Annotated in this window: 3 protein-coding genes and 1 pseudogene; 1 reads left to right on the top strand and 3 read right to left on the bottom strand. The window is 38.4% G+C overall.

What is annotated here, in order from left to right; genetic code table 11:
- Positions 1 to 148: 148 nt before the first annotated feature.
- Positions 149 to 388 (top strand): annotated as a pseudogene (locus QZ488_RS21375) (transposase); the annotation flags it as partial.
- Between the two features lie 411 nt (positions 389 to 799).
- Here the strand turns inward: QZ488_RS21375 and QZ488_RS21370 are convergent.
- The 3 genes from QZ488_RS21370 to QZ488_RS21360 all read right to left on the bottom strand — a co-directional run bounded on the left by QZ488_RS21370 (position 800) and on the right by QZ488_RS21360 (position 3,185).
- Positions 800 to 1,816 (bottom strand): LacI family DNA-binding transcriptional regulator, encoded by a 1,017-nt coding sequence (locus QZ488_RS21370; RefSeq protein ID WP_293752576.1) that lies wholly within the window; start codon positions 1,814 to 1,816, stop codon positions 800 to 802.
- 366 nt (positions 1,817 to 2,182) lie between these two features.
- On the bottom strand, positions 2,183 to 2,719 hold the full coding sequence (locus QZ488_RS21365) for an adenylate kinase (RefSeq protein WP_293752574.1): 537 nt from the start codon (positions 2,717 to 2,719) through the stop codon (positions 2,183 to 2,185).
- Between the two features lie 43 nt (positions 2,720 to 2,762).
- On the bottom strand, positions 2,763 to 3,185 hold the full coding sequence (locus QZ488_RS21360; protein ID WP_293752572.1) for a hypothetical protein: 423 nt from the start codon (positions 3,183 to 3,185) through the stop codon (positions 2,763 to 2,765).
- Positions 3,186 to 3,548 lie beyond the last annotated feature (363 nt).

Genomic DNA, 3,548 nt, shown 5'->3' with positions numbered 1-3,548 from the left:
AAATAGTCTCGTTGAAAATTCTATTTTGGCGCATTGACGCCGTATTAGGGAGCGTCCATCTCATCACCCATCATAAATTGACTATTTATTGAACTGGTCTATGTTTTAGGTAAGTGTTTGCGGTTAATTTTTCCTCTTTGGAGGCGTTATGACTCAGAAACGTGCCAGTTTGATTAGTTTGTCGGATACCCCTTATTATCATTGTGTGTCGCGCTGTGTGCGGCGGTCTTTTTTGTGTGGCGTGGATAAGTACTCTGGGCAGAGTTACGAGCACAGGCGGGGTTGGGTGGAAGAGCGGTTGTTGTATTTGTCTTCGGTATTTGCCATTGATGTGTGTGCCTATGCGGTGATGAGCAACCATGTGCATGTGGTGCTGCATGTGGATGTAGATAAAGCCGCTTATTGGAGCGATAAGCAGGCGGTATTTATCAAGACACCCATTGTAACTGGTAGAGGCATATATGGACGCTCCGGATGCTATTTCAATTCATGATGTTTTCAGTTATTGTTTAGGACTCTAGTGATAGTGTTTCGACACAACATATGAGGGAATTGAGCCTTATCACCTCAATTCTGAGAAAATACCACCTACTTTGGGTGGTATTTTTTTGTCCGTAATCCTTTAGACACTGGTATGGTCCATCTATACCGATAATGTGGTCCAAACAAAAAAAGTACATGTTCCAGTGCTATCGTTTCATTGGTTCAGAATGACCGTAATTTGCAGTATTGCTTCGAGCAACGCCTATCATTGTTAGTCGTTGCTCGTTTAGCTTCATCTAAGTACCATTCTGAAAAACTATTCTGGTACCTTGCCCGTACTGTCTCTCACTTTCAATTCAAACGGTAAATACCGTCTTCCAGGCTCAACTACCTGTCCTTTCAATTGCTTCAGTAACAAGTCAATACAAGTGCTGCCAATCTCATGTAATGGTTGATGTACAGTTGTCAAAGATGGCGAAACAAACTGTGCATAATTAATATCATCAAAGCCCATAACTGAAATATCATCAGGTATAACAAAACCCTGTTTTTGCAAAAACTTCATCACCCCTATCGCCATATCATCGTTAAAGCAAAAAATTGCTGTAGGGCGTTGCGGTAACATCAACAATTGACTGGCGCAATCCATACCAGATTGCACATCGTAACTACCTTCGATTTGAAAGGCGCTGTCTGCCTTTATACCCGCATCTTTAAGGGCTAATTTATATCCCTCAAGGCGCTCATTTGAACTGGCGATATCACTTGGCCCAGTGACCGCTGCAATCCGCTTATGCCCAAGGGAAATCAAATATTCAGTTGCAAACATTGTCGCTGCAACATTATCAACCGCGACCTGAACCACTTCATCTGAATCAATTCTTTCATTACCATTAACCATAGGCGGTAATTGCCCTAGCAAAGGTAAATTAGGATCGGTCTTAAAGGGAATACGCGAACAAAACAATAATATACCGTCCGCTTGGCCGTGACTGACTAAATCTGCGTAATGCTGCTCTCTTTCTTCTAAGCCTTGCGTATCACCTAATAAAACCGAATAACCGGCACTTTGTGCCCCTTGTTCAATTGCTCTAATTATCCCTGCATTAACAGGGTTAGTAATATCCGGAATAATCGCAACAATATTGCCACTTTTCCGAGTACGCAAACTGGAACCCATTCGGTTAGGTCGATAGCCAACTTCATCGATGATTTTTTTAACTTTATTTAAGGTTTTTTTAGATACCATATCAGGTGCGCTAAACACTCTGGACACAGTTGCTGGTGACACATTTGCTAAAGCTGCAATATCTTTTATACCTAAAATCGCCACAAAAAACCTCTGAGAGAATAATTAACACTAAATATTAACATGTAAATCGATTTCAGTTAACCAAACGCTTTATATATGGCATATTTTTAATGTATTCACGAAAATATATGGTGTTTATGAACGTTTCATAGAAAACATATATTTGTGTAATCATTGTTAATTATTGAATTCAAATAGATTTCAGTCTAACTTTGATATCTCACTGTATTTTAAGAAAATACTGATAGAAAACCAAACCTAGTTGATAGAAATGCAAACATCAAAAACATGTTTATTAAGTAATCGTTTACAAAAATCAACTTACTAATTAATAAAACATTTAACCCAATTTCAGATTTCCTTACCAAGCAAAGCAATGTTTACAACTTAGTCAACATTGAGACTTTTTAAAAACTGATTAACCTGTTTAGGGCTCTGTAAACGTATAAACCTTACATTCTGCAGCGTTGGAGAGCGCATTAGTTCTGAGTAGCGAGTCTTATTCTTGCGGTAATTTTTAAAAAACCAAAGCAATATTGATTTTTTAGACATAAAGGATTTAACAAAAGACTCTTTATTGCCAGTACCCACCCACAGTTCACGCTTTGAAGTAGCCCTAACAATGGTGCGTTTTAACAACTGGAAGAATGTTCTGCTATAGGCATAATCAATCCATATGATAGTGTCTGCGTGAGCCCATTTAATAGGGTTTGTTCGACTATAATTGCCATCAAGCACCCATGAAGATTGTGACAAGGCCCGTTCTAATTTTGGAAAAAACTCAACGTCAGTGGACTCGACCCAATCAGGCTTCCAAAAAAGCTGATCCATATGAATATACTGAGCGTCCATCACATTGGCTAAACGCTTAGAAAAACTCGATTTGCCACTTCCTGTGGTCCCAATAACATTGACTTTTTTCATAATGGATAGGTTAACGCCAAAAGTAAGTGGCACAACAGAAAAACTACAGTTTGGGGGATTGGTTTATTATCTCGCTAAATTTTAAACACTTATCACTTTTCATCCGATATGCCGTTCGATTTGTATCAGTAGAAATCACCATTTCACCGTTAGCTAATTGTATAATTTCGTCAATCAGCATTATCCCAGATGGAATTTCAAAATCCCCTGAACTAGCCAACACAACATTGGTTAATTCGCCATTATGAATGCTCCAGACCCCATTTATAACAATCGAAGTGGTTTCGCACGAAGCATCTTTAAACTGTCGATGAGTAGCCGTACCGTCCTTTTTATATTCCGTTATAAACCACTCGGCACCAAAATATTCATCTTGTTGTCCGGTGACCCAGCTTCCAATAATTTCTTCCTGAAAAACAGAGTCATCACACAACCCAAAAGAGGAAAAAAGGACTAAAAAGGACATGAAAAATTTCAAAGATGACTCCCAATGATGATTAACGATTTGCGGCCCCATCATCAAGATGGCAAAAATAGCGGGTTAAGGTAAGGGAGGAAAGAACAAAAGCCAACAGTTTTTTATTCTTTTTAAGGACTTTTTTAGATTTTTACTATTCTGCTTATACTTGATTAAGCAAACAGCCTGCCTAACCAATCAAAGGTTAAAACAGTTGTGAAAACTTTCAATCCAACTATGCCTATAAATAAAAACACTGCAGCGACTTTAAGCTTTCTACTTTTAATGTTTTTCCAAGGCTATGTTTTTGTAAACTGTTGCAATACTGTATATAATTACAGTTGTTAAGGAGGTGGTCTATGATCCCAGCAC

It is taken from the genome of uncultured Paraglaciecola sp., assembly GCF_913020055.1.
In the GTDB taxonomy this organism is placed as follows: Bacteria; Pseudomonadota; Gammaproteobacteria; order Enterobacterales; family Alteromonadaceae; genus Paraglaciecola.
Note: the sequence above shows the minus strand (reverse complement) of the source record. Positions and strands in the feature narration are given on the sequence as shown.